At 61.1% G+C, this 19,393-nt stretch carries 20 protein-coding genes; 11 read left to right on the top strand and 9 right to left on the bottom strand.

Annotated elements, in window-relative coordinates; translation table 11 throughout:
- Positions 1-3: 3 nt before the first annotated feature.
- Positions 4-801, bottom strand: coding sequence for a MipA/OmpV family protein (locus ACKLNA_RS26510; protein ID WP_408987599.1), 798 nt, complete (start codon positions 799-801; stop codon positions 4-6).
- Between the two features lie 99 nt (positions 802-900).
- The gene (locus ACKLNA_RS26515; protein ID WP_408987600.1) at positions 901-1,389 is read right to left on the bottom strand and encodes a GFA family protein; all 489 of its coding nucleotides are present in this window, start codon (positions 1,387-1,389) and stop codon (positions 901-903) included.
- A 139-nt stretch (positions 1,390-1,528) separates the two neighbouring features.
- On the opposite strand from ACKLNA_RS26515, the gene ACKLNA_RS26520 reads away from it, so the two are divergent.
- From ACKLNA_RS26520 to ACKLNA_RS26530, 3 genes are all read left to right on the top strand, one after another.
- Positions 1,529-2,413, top strand: a complete 885-nt coding sequence (locus ACKLNA_RS26520; protein ID WP_408987601.1) for a LysR substrate-binding domain-containing protein — start codon at positions 1,529-1,531, stop codon at positions 2,411-2,413.
- A gap of 99 nt (positions 2,414-2,512) precedes the next feature.
- Positions 2,513-3,628 carry an agmatine deiminase gene (gene aguA, locus ACKLNA_RS26525; RefSeq protein ID WP_273537208.1) on the top strand — a complete coding sequence of 372 codons (1,116 nt, stop codon included), beginning with the start codon at positions 2,513-2,515 and terminating at the stop codon, positions 3,626-3,628.
- 2 nt (positions 3,629-3,630) lie between these two features.
- On the top strand, positions 3,631-4,728 hold the full coding sequence (locus ACKLNA_RS26530) for an extracellular solute-binding protein (RefSeq protein ID WP_102687391.1): 1,098 nt from the start codon (positions 3,631-3,633) through the stop codon (positions 4,726-4,728).
- A 105-nt stretch (positions 4,729-4,833) separates the two neighbouring features.
- On the opposite strand, the gene ACKLNA_RS26535 is transcribed toward ACKLNA_RS26530, so the two are convergent.
- Both ACKLNA_RS26535 and ACKLNA_RS26540 read right to left on the bottom strand, forming a co-directional pair.
- A complete protein-coding gene (locus ACKLNA_RS26535; RefSeq protein WP_408987602.1) occupies positions 4,834-5,451 on the bottom strand; it encodes a DNA-3-methyladenine glycosylase family protein in 618 nt (205 codons plus the stop codon).
- A 56-nt stretch (positions 5,452-5,507) separates the two neighbouring features.
- Positions 5,508-6,590, bottom strand: a complete 1,083-nt coding sequence (locus tag ACKLNA_RS26540) for a bifunctional transcriptional activator/DNA repair enzyme AdaA (RefSeq protein WP_408987603.1) — start codon at positions 6,588-6,590, stop codon at positions 5,508-5,510.
- Positions 6,591-6,699: 109 nt separating this feature from the next.
- Here ACKLNA_RS26540 and ACKLNA_RS26545 point away from each other — a divergent pair, with 109 nt between their 5' ends.
- Positions 6,700-7,113 (top strand): VOC family protein, encoded by a 414-nt coding sequence (locus ACKLNA_RS26545; protein ID WP_085733099.1) that lies wholly within the window; start codon positions 6,700-6,702, stop codon positions 7,111-7,113.
- Here the strand turns inward: ACKLNA_RS26545 and ACKLNA_RS26550 are convergent.
- Entirely contained in the window at positions 7,110-7,730 is a 621-nt protein-coding gene (locus ACKLNA_RS26550) for a LysE family translocator (protein ID WP_134022866.1), read from the bottom strand. The two genes, ACKLNA_RS26545 and ACKLNA_RS26550, sit on opposite strands and share 4 nt — an antisense overlap.
- 273 nt (positions 7,731-8,003) lie before the next feature.
- Here ACKLNA_RS26550 and ACKLNA_RS26555 point away from each other — a divergent pair, with 273 nt between their 5' ends.
- Together ACKLNA_RS26555 and ACKLNA_RS26560 are read left to right on the top strand one after the other, a co-directional pair.
- A complete protein-coding gene (locus ACKLNA_RS26555) occupies positions 8,004-8,609 on the top strand; it encodes a biliverdin-producing heme oxygenase (protein ID WP_408987604.1) in 606 nt (201 codons plus the stop codon).
- Positions 8,606-10,843, top strand: a complete 2,238-nt coding sequence (locus tag ACKLNA_RS26560) for an ATP-binding protein (RefSeq protein ID WP_408987605.1) — start codon at positions 8,606-8,608, stop codon at positions 10,841-10,843. The genes ACKLNA_RS26555 and ACKLNA_RS26560 overlap by 4 nt, the downstream gene beginning before the upstream one ends.
- On the opposite strand, the gene ACKLNA_RS26565 is transcribed toward ACKLNA_RS26560, so the two are convergent.
- Positions 10,821-11,606 (bottom strand): type 1 glutamine amidotransferase domain-containing protein, encoded by a 786-nt coding sequence (locus ACKLNA_RS26565; RefSeq protein ID WP_408987606.1) that lies wholly within the window; start codon positions 11,604-11,606, stop codon positions 10,821-10,823. The two genes, ACKLNA_RS26560 and ACKLNA_RS26565, sit on opposite strands and share 23 nt — an antisense overlap.
- Positions 11,607-11,747: 141 nt before the next feature.
- Between ACKLNA_RS26565 and ACKLNA_RS26570 the strand changes: the two genes are divergently transcribed.
- From ACKLNA_RS26570 to ACKLNA_RS26580, 3 genes are all read left to right on the top strand, one after another.
- On the top strand, positions 11,748-12,335 hold the full coding sequence (locus tag ACKLNA_RS26570) for a LysE family translocator (protein ID WP_408987607.1): 588 nt from the start codon (positions 11,748-11,750) through the stop codon (positions 12,333-12,335).
- Between the two features lie 354 nt (positions 12,336-12,689).
- On the top strand, positions 12,690-13,061 hold the full coding sequence (locus ACKLNA_RS26575; RefSeq protein ID WP_408987608.1) for a DUF6124 family protein: 372 nt from the start codon (positions 12,690-12,692) through the stop codon (positions 13,059-13,061).
- A gap of 185 nt (positions 13,062-13,246) precedes the next feature.
- Entirely contained in the window at positions 13,247-15,532 is a 2,286-nt protein-coding gene (locus tag ACKLNA_RS26580) for an Ig-like domain-containing protein (RefSeq protein WP_408987609.1), read from the top strand.
- 142 nt (positions 15,533-15,674) lie between these two features.
- Here ACKLNA_RS26580 and ACKLNA_RS26585 read toward each other — a convergent pair whose 3' ends face one another.
- Positions 15,675-16,505 (bottom strand): helix-turn-helix domain-containing protein, encoded by an 831-nt coding sequence (locus ACKLNA_RS26585; protein ID WP_408987610.1) that lies wholly within the window; start codon positions 16,503-16,505, stop codon positions 15,675-15,677.
- A 35-nt stretch (positions 16,506-16,540) separates the two neighbouring features.
- Positions 16,541-17,044 carry a VOC family protein gene (locus tag ACKLNA_RS26590; protein ID WP_408987611.1) on the bottom strand — a complete coding sequence of 168 codons (504 nt, stop codon included), beginning with the start codon at positions 17,042-17,044 and terminating at the stop codon, positions 16,541-16,543.
- A 262-nt stretch (positions 17,045-17,306) separates the two neighbouring features.
- Here ACKLNA_RS26590 and ACKLNA_RS26595 point away from each other — a divergent pair, with 262 nt between their 5' ends.
- Both ACKLNA_RS26595 and ACKLNA_RS26600 read left to right on the top strand, forming a co-directional pair.
- The gene (locus ACKLNA_RS26595; RefSeq protein WP_408987612.1) at positions 17,307-17,555 is read left to right on the top strand and encodes a transmembrane sensor/regulator PpyR; all 249 of its coding nucleotides are present in this window, start codon (positions 17,307-17,309) and stop codon (positions 17,553-17,555) included.
- Between the two features lies 1 nt (position 17,556).
- On the top strand, positions 17,557-18,711 hold the full coding sequence (locus ACKLNA_RS26600) for an NnrS family protein (RefSeq protein ID WP_408987613.1): 1,155 nt from the start codon (positions 17,557-17,559) through the stop codon (positions 18,709-18,711).
- Positions 18,712-18,716: 5 nt separating this feature from the next.
- On the opposite strand, the gene ACKLNA_RS26605 is transcribed toward ACKLNA_RS26600, so the two are convergent.
- Positions 18,717-19,388 carry a class I SAM-dependent methyltransferase gene (locus ACKLNA_RS26605; RefSeq protein ID WP_408987614.1) on the bottom strand — a complete coding sequence of 224 codons (672 nt, stop codon included), beginning with the start codon at positions 19,386-19,388 and terminating at the stop codon, positions 18,717-18,719.
- Between the last annotated feature and the right edge of the window lie 5 nt (positions 19,389-19,393).

Raw genomic sequence — 19,393 nt, forward strand, 5'->3', positions numbered from 1 at the left:
CGTTCAAAAGGTGTAGATCACTTGCCCGGCAAGGGACGTTTGCAGACGACGCTCGACAATCGGGCTGTCGGCGGCTTCGTGATTCAGGTACTGCACCGCCAGCACCGTCGATACGCTCCACTGTTTGTCCAGCGGCAATGACCACGTCAGGTCTGCACCACGGCTGATCAACCCGGCCCGGGCCTTGTACGCCCGGAACCGGCTGCGCGAGGCCTGGGCATCGCTGACGCCGTACCAGGTGCGCATGTAGTTGCTGTCGCCGAACTGGCTGTTGAGGCCGCCGGAAACCTTGCCGAAACGTCCTTCGTAGAGTGGCGCGCTGATGCTCAGCTTGAGGCGGTTCCAGGCCGAGCCGGTGTCGCGGTCATCGTCGTCCTTTTCCAGCGCATGCTCGAAACTCGCGCCGAGAATGAGCGGGCCCAGGTGATACGTCCCGTCGAGCCCGATCACCGGGCGCGACTTGATCGAACCCATGCCGTTGAGTTCGTCCGAGCCCTTGTAGCCGGTCTTGCGATCCTTGCGCACGTCACTGGCGCCGACGTAGACGCTGAGGCCGAAGTCCTCTTCGTCGAAGCCCCAGCCGAGGCCTCGGCTGCTGTCGAGAAACACACCGTAAGGGCTGACGATTTCGACACCCACCAACGGCGCCACCACCCGCTCGTCACTGCCGCTGTAGCGCGGCGCACTGGCCGCCCCGGCGCGCAGGGTGGTGTGCCAGTCTTCGGCGCGCAGCGAGTCGCCGGGCAGCAACAGACAAAGGGAGGTCAGGGACAGCGAAAACGTACGCAACGAAACCGGCATGGGGCACCCGAGAGAAATGTGGATGCGCCATGCTAGGCGGGGGCCGTCCGGCAATCTTTGGCAGCTTTGTCGGGAAACTGTCAAAGACTGTGAAGGCGGCTACCGGGTCAATCCCAGTCGTTCGTGCCATTGCGCGATGGACTCTTCGGGGTAGACCTCGAATTGCCGGTCCTTCGCGCTCGCCTGCACTTCGACCCACGGGGCTTTCGAGCCGAGCATCAGGTGGGTGTGTTCCGGCGGCCCCGGCAGCGGCGTGTCGATGGCCGAGGCGAACGGATGGATCAGCTCCGGCCATTCCGGGCTGAACAGCCACAGACCGCTGCCGCACAGCGAGCAGAAATGCCGTTCGGCGGTGCTGCGGTGGGCGCGGGCATCGCCTTCGCCTTTCATTTTCGCGTGGTAGATCGTGATGTGTTTGCGCCCGCGCACCTTGAGGCTGGCCGCTTCGCCACCGAGGTTGATCGCATAGCCGCCACCGCCCTGGGTCTTGCGACAGATCGAGCAGTAGCAGCGCTGATAAGGGTAGGGGTGGGCGCTGTCGAGAGAGAATGAAACCGCGCCGCAGTGGCAGGAGCCTTCGAGGTGCATGAGTGGGCCTCCGGTGGTTTTTTGTCGATTCGGTTCAGCCTAGAAGAGATGTGCCACCTGTGCCGCCGCTATCGCGGTAAAACTGGACGCCCACGAATCCGAAGGTCAGCATGTCCGCAAAAAAAAGGGACCCAAACCCATGCGCCGACTACCTTCCCTGGCCGCCCTGCGAACCTTCGAATGCGCCGCCCGCCACGCGCATTTCGGCCGGGCCGCCGCCGAGCTGTGCGTCACCGACAGTGCCGTCAGCCATCAGATCCGCCAGCTCGAAGAGCAACTGGGCGTGTCGCTGTTCATCCGCGAAGGCCGGCAGATTCGCCCGACCATCGCCGCCGGACGCCTGATGCAGAGCCTGCAACAGGCCTTCGAACTGATCGGCGATGCCTGCGATGAATTACGCGATCCATCCTCGCTTGCGGTGTTGCGGCTGGCGGTGACGGCGGAGCTGGCGCAGAAGTGGCTGATGAACCGCCTCACCGATTTCTACGCGCGTTATCCGCACATCACCTTGCACCTCTACGAACAACCGATCGACGCCGCCGCACCCGGCGAAGACATCGACCTAGCGATCACCTACGGCACCGGCCCGGTGGACAGCAGCGCGTATTTCGTCCGCCCGTTGCCGGCGCTGCAGTTCTTCCCAGTGTGCAGCCCCGGCCTGTTCAACCAGGGCAACCTGAAATCCCCGAAGGACCTGGCCCGCCATTGCCTGCTGCACGACGATCAGGACGGCAAGACCTGGACCGCGTGGCTGACCAGCCATGCCGGCGATTTGCGCCCGGAACGTCAGTTGTATTTCGCCCACGCCGGCCTGGCGCTGGAAGCGGCGGCACAAGGGCAGGGCGTGGCGATGGGGGACAACCTCACGGCGCAGGAGGACTTGCAGAACGGGCGTCTGGTGCGCCCGTTCACCTCCAGCATGACCGCGCTGGGTCAATATGCGCTGGTTTGCGAGCGGGTGCGCCTGGAGCGTCCGGCGGTGGCGCAGATGCTGGAATGGTTCAACGATCAGCTGGCGGATTGATGAGTTGAATTCAACTGTTCCGAAATAATCATCGTTGGCGGCATGACGGCCCGCGACCGTAGCCTGAGGTCATTCCCATCCCGATGACGAGGTTTGACCATGGCACGTTTGCTCGACACCACCCCGAAACAGGACGGCTTCCGTCTGCCCGGCGAATTCGAAGCCAAGTCCGGTTGCTGGCTCGGCTGGCCGGAGCGCACCGATGTCTGGCGCAACGGCGCCAAGCCTGCGCAGAAAGTCTGGGTGCAGATCGTCACCGCGATCTCCCATAGCGAACCGGTGACGGTCTGCGCTTCGGCGGCCCAGTTCGCCACTGCCCGTCGCCAGTTGCCGCCGCAAGTGCGCGTGGTGGAGATGACCTGCAACGACACCTGGTTCCGCGACAGCGGCCCGTGCTTCGTGGTCAACGACCAGAGCGGTGAAGTGCGTGGTGTCGACTTTGAATTCAATGCCTACGGCGGCCTTGATGGCGGGCTCTACTATCCATGGGACAAGGACGACCAGATCGCCAGCAAGATCCTCGAAATCGAGCGTTTCGACCGTTATCGCGCGCCGTTGATCGCCGAACTCGGCGGCATCCAGAGCGACGGCCAGGGCAGCATCCTCACCACCGAGCAATGCCTGCTCAACCGCAATCGCAACCAGCACCTGGGCAAGGACGAAGTCACCCGCCGACTCACCGATTACCTCGGCGCCGAGCAAGTAATCTGGTTGCCGCGCGGTTGCAAGTTCGACGAAACCGACGGTCATGTCGATGACCTCGCGTGCTTCGTGCGGCCCGGCGAAGTGGTGCTGCAATGGACCGACAACCGCGACGATCCGCAGTGGGAAATCTATCAGGAGGCCTACGACATCCTGCGCAGCACCCGCGACAGCCGTGGCCGCGAACTGATCGTGCACAAATTGCCGCAACCGGACGTACTGGAGTGGACCGCCGAAGAAGCCGAAGGCCTCGATCAGCAGGACAGCACTCACACCCGTCAGGCCGGCACCAAAATCTGCGCGTCGTACATCAACTACTACGCCGGCAACAGCTCGATCGTGGTGCCGCTGTTCGGTGATCGCAACGATCAGGTGGCGCTGGCGACCCTCGCCGAACTGTTCCCGCAGCACAAGATCGTCGGCATCGAAAACTCCCGGGAAATCCTGCTCGGTGGCGGCAACGTCGCGTGCATCACCATGCCGCAGTACGCCGGCCAGAAAAAAGGAGCCTGAGCATGGGCCTGCACAAACTGAGTAAAGCGTTATTGCTGGTGCTTGCACCCCTGTGTGTGCAGGCTGCCGAAACGGCGAAACCGGTGGTCAACCTGTACATCTGGGGCGAGTACCTGGCCCCGGATACCCTGAAGAATTTCGAGGCGAAAACCGGGATTAGGGTGGTCGCCGATCACTTCGATTCGCTGGAAACCGTTGAGACCAAACTGCTCACCGGCCGCAGCGGCTACGACCTGGTGCTGACCGCCGGCCAGCACTTGTCGCGGGCCATCGAGAGCGGCGCGATCCAGACCCTGAACAAGCAGCAACTCCCGCACTTCGCCGGCGTCGGTGAAGAGTTCCGTCAGCACATGGCGGTGTTCGATCCGGGCAACCGCTACGCCGGGATTTACGCCTGGGGCACCACCGGCGTCGGCTATCAGGAGGAGGCCGTGAAGCAGCGCCTGCCGGACGCACCACGGGACAGTTGGGCGATGCTGTTCGATCCGGCGGTGGTGTCGAAATTCGCCGATTGCGGGGTGAGCCTGCTCAACGACCCGAACGAAGTGTTCGCGGCGGTCATGAAGTACATGGGCCTGGACATCAATCGCCAGAGCCTCGATGACCTGAAACTCGCCGAACAGCAACTGGCGAAGATCCGCCCGTACATCCGCTACTTCGACAACGACCTGAACATCAGCGACCTGGCCAACGGCAACACCTGCGTGGCGATGTCGTGGAACGGCAACGTTGCCATCGCGGCGGGGCAGGCAGAGGCGGCGAAAAAGCCGTTCAAGTTGAATTACCGGATCCCGAAGGAGGGCACGCTGATCTGGTTCGATGCGATGGTCATTCCCAAGGATGCACCGCATCCCGAGGCTGGACTGGCGTTGATGGATTATTTGATGACGCCTGAGGTAATCGCGCCGATTACTGACACCATTCACTACGCCAATGCGATTACGGCGGCGGACGGGTTGATTGATCCGGCTATCCGTAATGATCCGGGGACTTATCCGCCGGAGGCGGTGAGGGCTTCTTTGTACAGCAAGAATGATAATGGCAAGGCGTTCAACCGGGCTTTGATTCGGGCGTTCAGTCGGTTGAAGTCCGGCCTTTGATGCAACATTGAACAGTCTGACGCAATCGCGAGCAAGCTCGCTCCCACACTTGAAATGCGATCCAACTGTGGGAGCGAGCTTGCTCGCGATGAACGATAACGCGGTCTATGGCTTGGCTACTCGCCACAAATACCACGCCGCCACCGTCCGAAACGGCTTCCAATCCAACCCGATCTCAATCATCTGCTTACGCGAAGGCTGCACCTCCAGCCCCTTCAGACGCCGATATCCTTCGCGCACACCAAAGTCATCCGCCGGCAGAATATCCGGCCGCTCCAGGCTATAGATCAACAGCATTTCGACAGTCCAGCGCCCAACCCCGCGCAAACTGACCAACCGCTCGATCAGCGCTTCATCCTCCATCGCCAGTGCCGTGGCGTAATCCGGCACCACGCCGTCAAGGGTCGCCTGAGCAATCCCCTGAATCGTCGCAATCTTGCCGGCGGAAAACCCGCAACTGCGCATCTGATCGAACCCCGTCGCCAGAACCTGCTCCGGACGCGGAAACGCCTGCCCGGGAAACAACCCCACCAGTCGCCCGACAATCGCGTCGCCCGCCTTGGCATGCAGTTGCTGATAGGCAATCGCCCGTACCAGCGATTCATAAGGATCGCGCGCCGGATGCGGCTGATGCAGGCAAGGGCCGACCGCAGCGATGTGGCGCTGCCAGTCGGCGTCGAGGCTGGCCAGAAACTCGCTGGCCGGTTGGTAGGGATCGGGCATCAGCAACTTCAGTGATACGTTGATTTGAACGCCGGGAGGGCGTTGGGGTTGGTTTGTCAGAACGCCAACGGTTGCGTCAGTTGCACGGCAGCGTTTTCCAGCCTGAGCAGAAACGCCTTGCGCGGTTGCCCACCACCATAGCCGGTCAGCGAGCCGTCCGCACCGATCACCCGATGGCATGGCACGACAATCGACAGCCGATTGTGCCCGTTGGCCAGGCCCACCGCGCGACTGGCGCCGGGTTTGCCCAGCCGTGCGGCGATGGTGCCGTAAGTGCTGGTGTGGCCGTAGGGGATTTGCCGCAGTTCGGTCCAGACCTGACGGGCAAACTCGCTGCCGGGCAGGTGCAGCGGCACACTGAATTCACTCAGCTTGCCGGCAAAGTACAGCGCCAGTTCGTTTTCAATCTGCTGCAAATGCGCGTTGTGTCCCGGCGCTACGACGTAGCCGTAGCGGTTTTGCAGTTCTTCGACTTCCCGGGTCAGCGCCGGGCGGTCGAGAAACTCCAGCAACACCAACCCACGCCGCTCGGCCATGGCGATCATCGGCCCCAGCGGCGTGGTCAGGCGGGTGAACAGCAGCGGCTCGCTGGCCGCCGCACGGCCCGGCGTGATGTGAAACGACTTCTGGAATGCATCGCGAAAGCCACTGAGGGATTCATAACCGGAGTCGAACGCCGCGTGGTCGATGGAGGTGCCTTGCTTGATTCCGCCCAGCGCCACGCCGAGTCGGCGTGTGCGCAGCCACGCATGGAAGGTCATGCCGAAATGCTGCTTGAACCAGCGCCGCAGCTTCAGCGGTTCGATGCCTTCGGCGAGCAATTGCGCATCGCTCCAGCGCAGCTCCGGATCGGCGTCCACGGCTTTCAATAGTCGTTGCACCCAGTCCGGGGCGATGGCCGCGGCGTCCAGCGGCTTGCAGCGCAAACAGGCGCGATAACCGGCGGACAGGCAGTCGTCAGCGTGGGCGAAGAATTCGACGTTTTCCGGTTTCGGTTTGCGCGCCGTGCAGGTCGGGCGGCAGAAGATCCCGGTGGTTTTCACGGCCGTGAAGAACACGCCTTCATAGGCAGTGTCGCTTGCGAGCATGGCGCGAACCATTTCGGCGTGAGGGGGCAGGACAGCGGTCTGTATGTTCATGGGCCGAGGATAAAACCAGTTATTCGATGGCTCCACCGAAAAATCGACAGTGAATTTTCGGGCCGCTGCACTACAGTGATCGGGTCGCTACAACTCGGGAAATGAAGGTATGCCACCGTTCACGATTCACCACATCGATCACATCGTGCTGCGCGTCGCGGATCTGCAACGCAGCATTGATTTCTACGACCGGGTCTTCGGTGCCGAAGTGGTCAAGCGCAACGAAAAGTTCGGTCTGGTGCACCTGCGCGCCGGCACGTCGATGATCGATCTGGTCGACCTCGACGGCGAAATCGGCCGCAAGGGCGGCGCCGCTGCCGGCAGCGAACGGCGCAATGTCGATCACTTCTGCCTGCGCATCGAGCCGTTCGATGAAGCGGCGCTGATCAGCCACCTGCAATCCTGTGGCCTGACCGTCGACAAGGCTGCCACCCGTTTCGGCGCCGAGGGCAACGGCCTGTCGCTGTACTGCTTCGATCCGGACGGTAATCAGGTCGAGCTCAAAGGCCCGTCCGAAGCTTAGGCGCGCTTGGCCATCAGCAATACCGAAGCCGCCGCCGACAACAGCCCCGCGCAGCAACGGTTGAAGATCCGCTTGCCGCGCGGTTCGGCGAACCAGCGGCGCATGTGCAGGCCCATGTAGGCGTAGGCGCTGATGGCGATCCATTCCAGCAGCAGGAACAGCACCCCCAGCAACATGAACTGCGGGGTGATGGCGCGGTTCGGGTCGACGAACTGCGGCAGGAATGCAGTGAATATAAGAATTGCTTTTGGATTTCCTGCTGCCACTAAAAACTCCTGACGCGCCAGCGCCAGAAGCCCGTTTGCCGGCGCCGTAACGGCGTCTTCGGCAGCCGGATTGGCCCGCCACAGCTGCCACGCCAGATACAACAGATACCCCGCACCGACAATCTTGATCCCGTAGAACAACAGCTCGGACGTCTGCAACACCACCGCCAGCCCCGCCGCCGCGAGGGCGATCATCCCGGCGAACGCCAGCAGCCGACCGACCCCGGCCACGCAGGCGCGACGATAGCCGTAACGGGTGGCGTTGCTGACCGACAGCAGGTTGTTCGGGCCGGGCGCCATGTTCAAGGCGAAACAGGCGGGCAGAAACAGGGAAAGGGTGGCGAGATCCATGGCGCGGGCTCCGGTGGCGGGACGGCTATTTTTATCACGCTGGCGGCAGGCCGGAACCGTACAGTCAGGCTGCGGAGTCGCGGTACAGCGATTGTCGGGCGTGAATCCGTTCGAACTTTCCGCCGCTCCGTCAACTCTGAAACCGTCACAGGGTGATGAATCCGCCAGAAAAAATTATCTGCCGGGTCAGAAAGGACAATTGCCGTGTAAGCTTTCGCGCCATGCGTTTTCATTCCCCAATGGCCCCAGGCGGCCCACTGTACGAGCGACTACATGCAAGCAAAGGCCCGAGAGGTTCATGTGCCACCGGTGTTGCAGGACTTGCGCGCCGGCACCGCCGAACTGCACATCGCACTGGAAAAACGCCTTCCTTTTTTCTCCGACACCCTTGATCTGCATGCTTTCGAGCGATTGATGCGCGCCTATTACGGCTTCTATCAGCCACTGGAAGCCGCGTTGCAGGATAGCGGCGCGATCCCCGCCGATTTTGATCTGGTTTCACGCCTCAAGGCGCCGACCCTGAAACGGGATCTGCACGCGTTGGGCGCAAATGGCGGGGGCTTTTCACTCTGCCGTCAGTTGCCCGCCATCGATTCAGCCGCCGCCTGCCTGGGCGTGCTGTACGTGCTCGAAGGCGCAACCCTCGGCGGGCAGATCCTGCGCCGGGAAATCGCCACGCGGCTGAGCCTGGGCGCGGACAACGGCGCGGCGTTTCTTGACATCTACGGTGCCGCCACCGGCCGGCGCTGGCGCGACTTCATCGAATACCTGTGCAGCCGCCCGATGGACGCCGACGAGCGTGAAGCCGTCGTGGCGGCCGCTCACACCACATTCAGCTGTTTCGAGCGCTGGCTCGAAAGCCAGGAGGTTCTGGTATGACCCCGCAAGACAAAGAAGCCTTTGAAGAGTTGCTGGCCAACTGCGCCGACGAGCCGATCCGCTTTCCCGGCGCGATCCAGCCCCACGGTCTGCTGTTGACCCTGAGCGAGCCGGAGCTTTCGATCATCCAGATCAGCGCCAACGTCGAGACCTTGCTCGCGCGCCCGGCACAGGATCTGATCGGCCAGCCGCTGCACAGCCTGATCGGCGATGCCCACGCCGCGCAGGTTCGCGAGGCCTTGCAGCAACCGACCCTGTCCGACGCGCCGCCGCTGCACTTTCGCCTCAACGGCACGGCGTTCGAAGGCTTGCTGCACCGGCATCAGGATGTGCTGATCCTGGAGCTGGAAATCCACGTCGAAAACTTCCAGCCGCGCAACGTCGCCGGCACCGAAACCCACCTGGGGCGGATGCTCGCGCGCCTGCAAAAGGCCCAGAGCCTGCAGGCGCTGTACGACATCAGCGTCAAGGAAATCCAGGCCATGACCGGTTACGACCGGGTGCTGATCTATCGCTTCGAAGAGGAGGGCCACGGTCAGGTCATCGCCGAAGCGTCCGACCCGTCGATGGAGGTCTTCAACGGCTTGTTTTTCCCGGCCTCGGACATCCCCGAGCAGGCCCGGGAGCTGTACCGCACCAACTGGCTGCGGATCATCCCCAATGCCGACTACCAACCGGTGCCGCTGGTGCCCAAGTTGCGCCCGGACACCCAGACCCCGCTGGACCTGAGCTTCGCCACATTGCGCAGCGTGTCGCCGATCCACTGCCAGTACATGAAGAACATGGGCGTGCTGTCTTCCATGAGTATTTCCCTGCTCAAGGGCGACCGGCTCTGGGGCCTGATCAGTTGCGGCAACCGTCAGCCGCTGCACGTACCCCATGAGTTGCGCACAGCATGCCAGACCATCGGCCAGGTGCTGTCGTTGCAGATCAGCGCGATGGAAGCGCTGGAAGTCAGCCGTCAGCGTGAAGAAAAGGTCGAGGCACTGGCATTGCTCAATCAGGCGATGATCGATTCGCCACAGAACGTTTTCGATGGGCTGGCCAACCAGCCGCAGGTCCTGATGGCGCTAGCCAATGCCGGCGGCATCGCGATCATCGAAGACAAGCAATTGCACCGTTACGGCAACTGCCCGGAACCGGAAGAAATTCGCGCCCTGCACAAATGGTTGCAGGAGCGTGGCGAGCCGGTGTTTGCCAGTCATCACCTGGCCAGCGTCTATCCGCCGGCCGCGCAGTATCAGCAAGTCGCCAGCGGCGTGCTCGCCATGAGCCTGCCCAAACCGGTGGACAACGGCGTGCTGTGGTTCCGCCCGGAAGTCAAAGAGAACATCAACTGGAGCGGTGACCCGCGCAAGCCGCTTGATCTGGAAAATTCCGACGCCGGCCTGCGTCTGCGGCCGCGTACTTCGTTCGAGATCTGGAAAGTCGAAATGGCCGGGATCTCCACCAAGTGGAGCCACGGCGATCTGTTCGCCGCCAACGACCTGCGTCGCTCTGCACTGGAAAACGACCTGGCCCGCCAGGTGCGCCGCGAGCAGGAAGCGGTGCGCGCTCGCGATGAGTTGGTGGCAGTGGTTTCCCACGATCTGCGCAACCCGATGACCGTGATTTCGATGCTGTGCGGCATGATGCAAAAGGCTTTCAGCTCAGACGGGCCGCACACTTCGCGGCGCATCTCCACAGCCATCGATACCATGCAGCAAGCTGCCGGGCGCATGAACACGCTGCTGGAAGACTTGCTCGATACCTCGAAAATCGACGCCGGCCGCTACACCATCGCGCCGCAGAAACTCGATGTCGCGCAGATGTTCGAAGAGGCGCAATCACTGCTCGCACCGCTGGCGCTGGACAAGGACATCAGCATCTCGTTCGAGGCCGATCCCGACCTGAGCATCCATGCCGACCCGGAGCGGCTGTTTCAGGTGCTGTCGAATCTGGTCGGCAACGCGATCAAGTTCACACCGCGTCTGGGCACGGTCGATGTGTTTGCCAAATCGGTCGGCGACGACATCGTCTTCACGGTGCGCGACAGCGGCGAAGGCATTCCCAAGGATCACTTGCCACACGTCTTCGACCGCTACTGGACGGTGAAGGAAGGCAATCCGAACGGCACCGGGCTTGGTCTTTACATCACGCAAGGCATCGTCGAGGCCCACGGCGGGCGAATCGTGGCCGAGAGCGAGCCGGGGCAGGGCAGCGAATTCCGCTTCACCGTGCCACGTCTGGACTGAATACCGGCTCGCGTCGGGTGGCCTGCAACAGGGCCACCCATTCGGCGGCGAATCGATGACAGTCGCCGGGCCAGCGCGCCGTTAGCAGTTGGCCGTCGCGCACCACAAATCCCGCGTGTGGTGCCTGCGCGCTATCTCGCTTTGCGATGAGCGGGCCGCGTATGAAATCAGCCTTGCTGGCCAGTGCGGTTTTCACTTCTGCCTCGACGGTTTGCTTGTAGGTGCGGTAGTAGCGCCCCAGCCACGCGGCGGTCATCAGCCACGCCGGCAATTCCATGGTTGCCGCCAGCAGTGCCGTAACCTTGCGCCCGAACAACACCGAACGCCCGGTGTCGGGGTCGAGCGAGCGGGCCAGCAACAACACGCCATGACACACCGCCGCCACGGGCTTTTCGGCCTTGAAAAACTGCAGGGCGATCTGCTGGGCCTGCTTGGATTCCAGCAATGTGCGCATCCCTTTGGCATGACCGCCGGGGATCAGCAAACCGTCAAACTGCTTCGTGTCGACATCGGCATACGCCAGCGGCTTCCTGAACGCTTCGGACTCGATCATTTTCGCGTAACTGTCCAGATCGGCCTTGCGCGTCATCAGCATCGAGCTCAGCAGGCCAAAGCCGATGGCCACCAGTCGTGAGTCGGCGTGGGCGGGCAAGCCTTGTGGCGTGGCAAAACGCACTTCGATGCCCGCATCGCGCATGGCCTGCCACGGCACGCTGCTTTCGGTGGGGTCGTAATCGGCGGCTGGCAGCAGAATCAGAATCATGGAGGGCGACTTCCTGGTCGAGAGTGGTCACTGAAGTAGAGCGTAGTGGGTCTGCGCGTGCGGGGGTAATTTCATTCAATACTCAGGGCAGGGCGCTGGTTACCGTGAGTGCCTTGTTCCTCGATCTGAAGCAGGTGTGCGATGAGTCTGATTGTGTCGATGGCGGCGTTTGCCCTGGCCGCGTCCATAACCCCGGGGCCGGTGAATATCGTGGCGTTGAGTTCCGGTGCGCAGTTCGGCTTTCGCGCCAGTCAGCGGCATGTGGCCGGGGCGACGCTGGGGTTTGTGTTGTTGCTGGTGTTGATGGGGCTCGGACTTCACGAAGTGTTGATGCTTTGGCCCGCGCTGACCCGTGTGGTGCAACTGGCCGGGGTGGCGTTTCTGCTGTTCATGGCCTGGAAACTGGCTACCGATAACGGTCAGTTGAATGCGGGAGAGTCGGGCAGGGCGCCGTCGATGCTCTACGGCGCGGTGATGCAATGGCTCAATCCCAAGGCGTGGCTGGCCTGCGTGGCGGGGATGGGCGCGTTTGTGGCCGACGGTGAGGCGCGACTGGTGTGGCAGTTTGCGGCGGTGTATCTGGTGATCTGTTATCTGTCGGTGGGGTGCTGGGTGTATGCCGGGACGTTCTTGCGCGGCTATCTCGGCAACCCGGCGGGGATGCGCCTGTTCAATCGGGTGATGGCAGCGTTATTGGCGATTAGTGCGGGGTATTTGTTGCTGCCGTGAGCGGGGCGGCCCTTGGGTTTAAAGGTGTTTAAGGATGCGTCCGGCAAGCCACAACACCTTGCGCCAATGCCTACGCATCCGCCAGAATCCGCCGGCTTGTGGGCCTTGGGGCCGGGTTCTATCGTGTGTCGGTCGCTGACGAATCAGCGATCGGGCTTGACCGTCCGACTCAATCAAGGCGCCAGCGTGCCGTCCCGTTCAGCTCTCGTGGCTGTTCGTTTTATGGCGGTTGTGCGCGGGATACCTTCGGGTATGCCGGGTTCCTTGATTCCCGGTCGGTCAACCCGCGTACAGCTGCCACCTGTTTCGATTGACCGCGAACGGTTGCAGCTCCGCCTATCAAGGAGCTTCACCATGATCAAACCAACGCCAAACCCACCCGAAACCGACCCGACCTCGCCCTACGAAACCCTCGATTCCAAGAAATTCCACGAAGCCGCCGAACGCGCCCTCGATCACTACCTCAATCCGTTTCACCCCAGAAAACCCCTGCTCAAACCCAACACCCGCTATCTCATCGCCCCCGGCATCCCGAACGAAGAACTGCTGGCCGACGCCTGCGAAACCCTGACCTCGGCCAAAACCATGGCCAGCGATTTCGCCGGAATGATCGATGCGCCGCAGCGGCATGTGCTGCTGGGCATCGGGCAACTGATCATGCTGGCGGAGCTGGCGGTGAATCGGGTGCTGGATAATCTGGATGTGGCGGCAGAGCCTCGGTCCTGAGGGCTGAAACTGAAACGGCCCCTTTGCGGGGTCGTTTTTGCGTCTGCAGGGAAACTGTTCATTGATGACCATTCGTCTTGAAACCACGCTCACCTGTCAGATCTGACAGGTGACGGTTCTCTCCTTTCGCGGTGTCATGAGCTTCGCCCCGAAGATTGCTATTCACTGCGCGCCAGGAGAACAACATGAGCATCAACGTCAATTCGACACAGATCAGCGCCTTGCTCCAGCTGTATCCGATGGCCATCCCGGGCGCAGAAGAGAACCTGCAACCGCCAGGGGCCTACCATCTCGGCATTTCCGAAAGCATTTATTCGCCATCAACCCAACTCTTCATGGTGATCGACCCGTTCATGTTGTTTTCCACTCCCTCTCAAGCAGGTGACTCCGTAAGGCTGTGGGTCAACAGCCAGGCGACATCCGTGATCAAGCCTATCAAGCCGGGCGAAGAGAACGACCGCATTTTTATGGAGTTGCCTTGGGGGGTGTTGAAGGATGGCCTCAATACCCTGTACTACGAAGTCACCCGAGTCGGCAGCGGTAATAAAGATAAATCCGATCCGATACTGAACGTGCTGTTCAACAACCCGGCTTCCGGTATCACGGTCAGCCATCCGGCCAGCATTGGACCGGGGCAGCCGGCCACATTCACTTTAACGCGCAGCAACCCACGCCAATTTGACGAAGTGGAACTGACCATAGGCCAGTGGCGTAAAACCGTTCCCTATGTTCATCCCGCCGACCCGATCACCTACACCCTGACGACTCTTGACCTCCAGCAGATCGGTGACGGGACTCATACGGTGAGCGCCACCATAAAAGATCAACTGAGTAACTTCAGAGTGTCGCCGGATACCACCATCGTCATCACCGCCAACTCCCTCGTTTTACCGCCCCCCTCCGTCACGGGGCAGACAGGCAACAACTTCAACCCGACCTTGCAGAATGTCGAGGTAGTGGTGCCTGCGGGCGCTTTGCTGCCCAGCGACAAGGTCCACGTCGAATGGGAGGGCGCAATCAGTGCGCCGGGGGCGTCATTCAAAAGTGCGCAACGTCTGGTCAGTGCCGGCCTGAAGTTTCCGGTACCACGCTCGGTGCTGGCCTACAGCCTGGGCAAAGCGGTCAAGGTTACCTATGTCATCGAGCGCAATGGTGTCTCGACCCCATCGCAAGTCTTGCCACTGAATATCCTGCCATTGCCCGCCACGGCGCTGATCCCGCCGAAAATTCTGGAAGCGGATGCGAACAACGTACTTGACGTTATCGCGCTGGGCACGAAGAACGCCACGATTCATGCCTTGCTCTGGACGCTTATTGCAGATGGCATGCCGTGCTGGCTTTCGCTGGAGGGCAAGAAAGCAGACGGTACGGCACATAATCTGGCCTTGTGGAATGGACTGCCGGCACGGGTCAATCCGACTTGGGTCAGTCAGGGTTTCTGGCCTGCCGCACTGGTGAACAGTTATTTGAAGCAACTGGGAGATGGCACCTCACTGCGCATCAAATTTGCAGTGTCGATGGACATGAGCAATGACAGGGCGACGGCTGTGGAGTTTCCGGATCGGGTCTATACGATCAAGGCTGTGGCGCTCATTGTGCCAACCATCGTCAACGTGAACGAGAACACCGCCACCGGTAAACCTGTTGCGAACGCAGGAACCACCACGGCAACCACGCTGGTGATCAGCGGCAAGTTGAGCCCCGGTCAACAGGGCGAGTTGTACGATGGCAGCGGCGCGAGCGCGAAGCCATTGGGCAAGGTGACCGCCAATCCGGCGGGAGACTATTCGCGCACCATCACGGTCGCGCAGGGCGCCCATCGGTTCTACATTCATTCGCTGTATCACCCCGGGACGGTGTACTCCAATGTCTGGACGCTGACCGTAGTGACAGCGCTTAACCCCGGTGCCAATAAAACCCTGAATCTGACTGACTTCATCGTTGCCGAAGGGCGCCCACCCGCTTATTTTCCTGCGTCAGCGATTTATACGCAGCCTGCAACCGGAGGGGTGCAACCCATTACATATCACTCGCAAAATACGGCAATTGCCACGGTCACGCCTCAGGGAGGGACAGTTACCTGTAGAGCCAATGGAACTACGCAGATCGTCGCCACTGATGCGAGGGGGGCAACTGCTTCATACACGCTTACAGTGCGGGGAATCAAAACCCTTCTTCGAAATGATACAGCGTTGAGATCATGGACAGACGGACACAACCATTGCATAGCGCGCGGTGGCCGCTTGCCTTCGTACTCCGAACTTGTGGCTTTTTATGTAATTTACGCGAGAGAAAATAAAGATGTCGCTGTGCTATTGGGCTGGCCAAATATTCAATCGCACCCTCATATTTGGTTCGGCGTCTGGCTCAATGGCCAAAATGGAATTTACCACGCGGTACTTACAAAACATCCCGGAGGTGGTGGCCCGGAAACCACCGGAGCTCGCCCTACACTTTGTTTGATTGGGTAATCCGTTTTTTAGAGTAAAAGGTGCAAAATGCAAAAGAGTAAAAGGTGCAAAAGGGGACGCATTTATTTACCTGCGGCAAAGTCATGACCAATAACTTCACCCGCTACCCTCACGGCCCGCAGCGATGCGGGCCGTTTTTGCTTTAACCCCTATATTGCCCCGGCGTCGCCGCCAGATGCTGTTTGAACGCTCGCTGAAAATGCGCCTGATCAGCAAACCCGGCTTCAAGCGCCACATCCGCAATCAACTGCCCGCGACGCAGACGCTCGCGGGCAAACTGAATACGCTGGTTGACCAAAAACGCATGAGGCGTCATGCCGATGTGCTGTTTGAACGCGCGGATCAGGTAGGACGGTGACAGTTCGGCAGCGGCGCAGATGTCGTCGAGGCTGAGCAGGTCGGTGCAGTGCTGGCGGATGAAGTCGGCGGCGCGTTCGAGTTTTAAGTTCTGTTCGCGCAGCGGTGGTTCGATAGGGTTCAGACGCAGTTGCAGGTCACTGAAGAACTCCACGGCTGTGCTCTGTTTGCGCAGCACGTCTTGCTGCTTGTCGACCAATACCGCGTACAACGCATTCAAGTCGCAAAACAGGCGGGCATCATTCAAATGGGTATCGGAAAATCGCCGAAACTCAAGCTCAGCACTGAACCCCAGTTGATGCTGCAGATCCGTCAGCCACGGCGTTTCCACATACAACATCAAATACGACCATGGCTGATCGTCGATCGGGTTGCACGCGTGCACATCCCCCGGATTCATCAGCACTACCGTGCCGGCCGCCACTTCAAACGAGGATTGCTCATGCACGTAAGTGCTGCGCCCGGCGGTGATCGCGCCGATGGAAAAATGCGCGTGAGAATGTCGGGAATAACAGACCTCGCGCCCATCGGCGATGGCCCGGGCTTCGATGAAGGGCAGGGCGCCGTCGCGCCAGAAGCGCGGGGCTTGTTCGGGGTTCCTGGTGGCGGCTTTCATTGTCGGGGTTCTCGGCAGGCCAGTGCCCGAGTGTATTAGCTCTGGCCGGCGAAGGCTCGCTCCAGTTCGGCGATGTCGAGTTTTTTCATCCCGAGCATGGCCTGCATCGCCCGTTGGGCCTTGGTCTGGTCGGCATCGGTCATCATGTGCATGAACGCCACCGGCACGATCTGCCAGGACACGCCGAACTTGTCCTTGAGCCAGCCACATTGCTGCGCTTCCACCGGGCCGCCTGCGGACAGGTTGCCCCAGAAGTGGTCGACCTCTTCCTGGTTCTGGCAGTTGACCTGAAACGAAATCGCCTCATTGAATTTGAACATCGGCCCGCCATTGAGGCCGGTGAAGGTGTGGCCGTCGAGTTCGAAACTGACGGTCATCACCGAGCCTTCCGGGCGGCCGTGGAATTCCTGGCCGACCTTGCTGTAGTGGGTGAGGGCGGTGATTTTCGAGTGGTCGAAGATCGAGCAGTAAAACTTGGCCGCCGCTTCGGCCTGATCGTCGAACCACAGGCATGGGGTCAGTTTTTGAAAGCGTTGCATGGCAGTCTTCCTCGGCAGGTTGGACACGCTGGATTAATAGCGTAGCCAGTCTGTGCTCGGCTGGCGGTGTCGCGGATCGATGGTTGGATGCAATGAAGATGGAGTGTAGTCGTATTGACTTTTCGGTTTGTCAAAATGACTCTGTTGTGTTTGTGTCAAATTGACTCGCACTTCCGCAACTGACTGATATTGCTGGGCGAGTAATCTGGCACGCAAGTTGAAATGCCTTACGTACAAACCGATCCGCTCAGGAGTACGAAACATGTTCACTTGCTTCGAGAGTCCGCTGAACGTTCTGCACCTGTCGAGCAAAATGCTCGTCGCCGGCCTGGTCATGTTGCTGGCCGGGATCTATGGCGCTTATCTGTATCAGGGCCACATGCCGATTGCGTTGCTGGTGGGGATGCATGCCATGACCATCGTCGGCCCGACGCTGATCAAGATCGGTTACGTCATGCGTCTGTTGTCGCAGTATCGACTGGCTCGATTCCCTGTCATGGCGGTGGCCTGAAATGCGCAGACTCGCTGCAGCGCCCGTGTTCAGCCTGGGCTTTCGACCGCTGTTTCTGGCCGGTGCCGGATTCGCCGCGCTGGCGATCCTGATCTGGGGTTTGTGGCTTTACGGCCACTGGTTCGACCTGCAACCGGCGGGCGGCATGCTCGCCTGGCATCGGCATGAAATGCCGTTCGGTTTCGCGGCGGCGATCGTTGCCGGGTTTCTGCTGACGGCGGTGCCCAACTGGACCGGGATTCCCGGCGTGCGCGGCGGGGCGTTGATTGCGTTGGTGTCGGTCTGGCTGCTCGGGCGAGTGGCTTGGTGGATGCCGTTGCCGACAGGGCTGATTCTCGCGCTGCAATGGGGTTTTCTGCCGCTGCTGGCAGTGATGCTGGCGCGGGATCTGATCGCCGCGCGCAAACGCGACAACTACCCGATTGTGCTGGTGCTCGCGCTGATGGCGGGTTGTCAGGCACTGACCTTGATTGGCCTGTTCAACAATGACGTCGGTTTGCAGCGCCAAGGCGTGCTGGGCGCGTTGTGGCTGATTGCGGCGCTGATGACCGTGATTGGCGGGCGGGTGATTCCGTTCTTCATCCAGCGCGGCTTGAACCGTCCACCGGCACCGGCCGCCCATCCGTTGCCCACGCGGTTGCTGTTGATCGGCAGCCTGCTGACGGCGATCACGTTTGCGGCGGGTCTCAACGATTCACCCCGGCTGTGGCTGGCAGCGCTGTTTGCGCTCACCGGCAGTTTGCAAATACTGCGGCTGATTCGCTGGCATGATCGCGGGATGTGGCGGGTGCCGCTGCTCTGGTCGTTGTACCTGGCTTACGCCTGGATGGCGCTGGCGATCTGGGCCATGGCGCTGTGGCATCTGGGTTTGATTGGACAGCAAAGTCTGGCGACCCATGCGCTGGCGGTCGGCGGCGTGGGCGGGTTGATTCTGGCGATGATTGCGCGGGTCAGCCTCGGCCACACCGGCCGTATGTTGCAACCGCCGAAAGCCGTGGTGCTGGGGTTTGCATTGGTGTTGATCGCGGCGGGTTGCCGGGTGTTGCTGGTGCCGTTTTCCGGTCTGGGACTGGGGTTGTCCGTGATGCTCTGGTGCGCGGCTTTTGCTCTGTTTTTACGGCATTACACCGGGATCCTGCTCAAACCGAGGCTGTAGCTTTTTCAGCCGCGACGCTCGGCAATCATCAACAACGACTGCGGAACGGGGCTTTGCGGATGTTGCGGCTCACGCAGGCTGGTCAACTGAAACCCGGCCATGTCCAGCGCATTGAGCCAGCTGGACAAGGTGCGGAAATACCACGGCATCGGCTGCCACTGGCCTTTGAACCCGTCGAAGGTTTCCTCTCGCCAGCCATCCTGATAATCACCCGCGGCCACCGACCATGGATGCAGCGTCTGGATCACCAGCGCGCCGCCGGGTGCGAGCAGGGCGTTCATGGCGGCGAGCAGCGGGATGATGTCCTGATGCAGCAGGGAGAAGTTGGCGCAGATCAGGTCGTAGTCGTGGCCGATGTCGACTTTCGCTTCCACCAGATCTTCATAGCTGGCGACGCGCACCGGATACGATCCCGCCGCTTGTGCGGCCTCGACCAGTGTCGCATCACCGTCCACGCCGACCGCTTCGATTCCTCGTTCAGCCAGCGCCCGCAACAGCCAGCCTTCGCCACATCCCAGATCGAGCACGCGCTCCGGCTGGCGCCCCATCAACGCCAGCAGCATGGCCTGATCGGTAACTTGCTGGCGGCTTTCGATGGCGCCGCTGCGGATGGCTTCGGTCCAGGCCTGGGCGTTGTGGTGCCAGCTCTGGAGGAGGGTGGACTCAGGCGAGGACATGGCGA

The sequence above is a fragment of the Pseudomonas sp. UV AK001 genome (assembly GCF_046097675.1).
Lineage (GTDB): Bacteria > Pseudomonadota > Gammaproteobacteria > Pseudomonadales > Pseudomonadaceae > Aquipseudomonas > Aquipseudomonas kribbensis.

What these genes read in the sequence shown, in the direction of transcription:
- ACKLNA_RS26510 (WP_408987599.1), bottom strand. Translation starts at nt 801, where the DNA reads ATGCCGGTTTCGTTGCGTACGTTTTCGCTGTCCCTGACCTCCCTTTGT.
- ACKLNA_RS26515 (WP_408987600.1), bottom strand. Translation starts at nt 1,389, where the DNA reads ATGCACCTCGAAGGCTCCTGCCACTGCGGCGCGGTTTCATTCTCTCTC.
- ACKLNA_RS26520 (WP_408987601.1), top strand. Translation starts at nt 1,529, where the DNA reads ATGCGCCGACTACCTTCCCTGGCCGCCCTGCGAACCTTCGAATGCGCC.
- aguA (WP_273537208.1), top strand. Translation starts at nt 2,513, where the DNA reads ATGGCACGTTTGCTCGACACCACCCCGAAACAGGACGGCTTCCGTCTG.
- ACKLNA_RS26530 (WP_102687391.1), top strand. Translation starts at nt 3,631, where the DNA reads ATGGGCCTGCACAAACTGAGTAAAGCGTTATTGCTGGTGCTTGCACCC.
- ACKLNA_RS26535 (WP_408987602.1), bottom strand. Translation starts at nt 5,451, where the DNA reads ATGCCCGATCCCTACCAACCGGCCAGCGAGTTTCTGGCCAGCCTCGAC.
- ACKLNA_RS26540 (WP_408987603.1), bottom strand. Translation starts at nt 6,590, where the DNA reads ATGAACATACAGACCGCTGTCCTGCCCCCTCACGCCGAAATGGTTCGC.
- ACKLNA_RS26545 (WP_085733099.1), top strand. Translation starts at nt 6,700, where the DNA reads ATGCCACCGTTCACGATTCACCACATCGATCACATCGTGCTGCGCGTC.
- ACKLNA_RS26550 (WP_134022866.1), bottom strand. Translation starts at nt 7,730, where the DNA reads ATGGATCTCGCCACCCTTTCCCTGTTTCTGCCCGCCTGTTTCGCCTTG.
- ACKLNA_RS26555 (WP_408987604.1), top strand. Translation starts at nt 8,004, where the DNA reads ATGCAAGCAAAGGCCCGAGAGGTTCATGTGCCACCGGTGTTGCAGGAC.
- ACKLNA_RS26560 (WP_408987605.1), top strand. Translation starts at nt 8,606, where the DNA reads ATGACCCCGCAAGACAAAGAAGCCTTTGAAGAGTTGCTGGCCAACTGC.
- ACKLNA_RS26565 (WP_408987606.1), bottom strand. Translation starts at nt 11,606, where the DNA reads ATGATTCTGATTCTGCTGCCAGCCGCCGATTACGACCCCACCGAAAGC.
- ACKLNA_RS26570 (WP_408987607.1), top strand. Translation starts at nt 11,748, where the DNA reads ATGAGTCTGATTGTGTCGATGGCGGCGTTTGCCCTGGCCGCGTCCATA.
- ACKLNA_RS26575 (WP_408987608.1), top strand. Translation starts at nt 12,690, where the DNA reads ATGATCAAACCAACGCCAAACCCACCCGAAACCGACCCGACCTCGCCC.
- ACKLNA_RS26580 (WP_408987609.1), top strand. Translation starts at nt 13,247, where the DNA reads ATGAGCATCAACGTCAATTCGACACAGATCAGCGCCTTGCTCCAGCTG.
- ACKLNA_RS26585 (WP_408987610.1), bottom strand. Translation starts at nt 16,505, where the DNA reads ATGAAAGCCGCCACCAGGAACCCCGAACAAGCCCCGCGCTTCTGGCGC.
- ACKLNA_RS26590 (WP_408987611.1), bottom strand. Translation starts at nt 17,044, where the DNA reads ATGCAACGCTTTCAAAAACTGACCCCATGCCTGTGGTTCGACGATCAG.
- ACKLNA_RS26595 (WP_408987612.1), top strand. Translation starts at nt 17,307, where the DNA reads ATGTTCACTTGCTTCGAGAGTCCGCTGAACGTTCTGCACCTGTCGAGC.
- ACKLNA_RS26600 (WP_408987613.1), top strand. Translation starts at nt 17,557, where the DNA reads ATGCGCAGACTCGCTGCAGCGCCCGTGTTCAGCCTGGGCTTTCGACCG.
- ACKLNA_RS26605 (WP_408987614.1), bottom strand. Translation starts at nt 19,388, where the DNA reads ATGTCCTCGCCTGAGTCCACCCTCCTCCAGAGCTGGCACCACAACGCC.